General features: G+C 65.7%; 1 protein-coding gene. It reads right to left on the bottom strand.

The features are described 5' to 3' along the window. On the bottom strand, nucleotides 1–795 hold a 795-nt coding region (locus IM708_RS21090), incomplete at its 3' end, for a transposase (RefSeq protein ID WP_209428508.1). Nucleotides 796–822 lie beyond the last annotated feature (27 nt).

Here is an 822-nt window from a genome sequence, read left to right as displayed (position 1 = left end):
TTGGCGCAGCGGGCGGCCTCTGGCAGCTTTGCGCAGGATACCGTCGCGGTGCAGCCCGCGCAGCGCCTCGCGGTTGGCGCGGCTGGCATAGGCCTTGTCTGCCAGCACCCGTTGCGCCTTTGCGCCCTCGATCATGGTGGCGAAGTGCGGGCTTTCGGCCTGGTTGGCCGGCGTGGTGTGAATGCGGTCGATGTAGCCGTCCTCGTCGGCACGCGCGAAGGCCTTGTAGCCCAGGATGCTTTTCGACCCCTTCTTGACCCAACGCGCATCCGGATCGGCGCTGAAGTGCATGTCCGGAGCGTCGGGGGCATCGCCTTCGGCCCGGTCCTGCGGTGGATCGATATGGCTGCGCGGTCGCGCGGCGCTCTCGACCAAGGTGGCATCCACGATCGCGGCCTCGGCAGCCTTCAGCTTCAGCCCGTGATCTTCGAGCTGGCGGCAGACCTCGCCCAGAAGATCATCGTAGACGCCGCCTTTCACCAGCGCATTGCGGAAGCGGCAATGGGTGGTCTCGTCAGGCACCGGGGCATGCAGGCCCAGCCCGCAAAATAGCATGAAATCGAGCCGCACCTTGAGAGCGCGTTCCAGTTTCGGGTCCGGCTGTCCGTGCCACTGGCCGATCAGAAGGCACTTGAACAGCACCAGCGCATCATAGCCCTGCGGTCCGCTCCCCGACCGCCCCAGACCGCGCGTCAGGATCGGCGAGAACGCCCGCCAGTCGATCAGCGCGCCGATCTTGAAAAGCACGTCGTCAGCATCAATCCGAACCGCCGCTTCACGAAGGAAAAGGTCCATTATCCCACCCGGAAACTGCCCCACCGG

This window comes from Pararhodobacter sp. SW119 (assembly GCF_017811755.1).
In the GTDB taxonomy this organism is placed as follows: Bacteria; Pseudomonadota; Alphaproteobacteria; order Rhodobacterales; family Rhodobacteraceae; genus Pararhodobacter.
Note: the sequence above shows the minus strand (reverse complement) of the source record. Positions and strands in the feature narration are given on the sequence as shown.